1 protein-coding gene is annotated in these 553 nt (G+C 69.8%); it reads left to right on the forward strand.

Annotated features, from left to right (window positions below):
• Nucleotides 1-553 (forward strand): histidine kinase dimerization/phospho-acceptor domain-containing protein (locus AAHG09_RS31865; protein ID WP_342112357.1); only part of this gene is annotated, 553 nt, incomplete at both ends.

A 553-nucleotide genomic window follows, 5' to 3' on the forward strand; every position in this document is an offset into this window, starting at 1 on the left:
TGGGCGCCCGAGGAGATGGTCGGCCGCAGCCTGTTCGCGTTCACCGACCCGGACGGCCATGCCGCCTCACGCGCGGCGCTGCGTCAAGCCGTGCAGGAGCCGCTACCGCTGTACCGCAACCGCTACCGGCACAAGGACGGCAGCCATCGCTGGATCGCCTGGACCACGACGCCCGAGGACGACCTGATCTACTGCTACGGGCGCGATGTCACCCTGGAGACCGAGCAGGCGCACGACCTGCAGCAGGCCGAGGATGCCCTGCGGCAGTCTCAGAAGTTGGAAGCCATCGGCCAGCTCACCGGCGGCGTCGCGCACGACTTCAACAACCTGCTCACCGTAATCAAGTCGTCCACCGACCTGCTCAAGCGGCCCAACCTGCCCGAGGAACGCCGCGTCCGCTACGTCGAGGCGATCTCCGACACGGTGGACCGCGCCGCGCGGCTCACCGCCCAGCTGCTCGCCTTCGCACGCCGGCAGGCGCTCAAACCCGAGGTGTTCGCCGCCTGCGACGGGGTGCGGGCGATCACGGAGATGGTCGGGACGCTGACCGGCG

Source organism: Methylobacterium guangdongense, assembly GCF_038442355.1.
Taxonomy (GTDB): domain Bacteria; phylum Pseudomonadota; class Alphaproteobacteria; order Rhizobiales; family Beijerinckiaceae; genus Methylobacterium; species Methylobacterium guangdongense.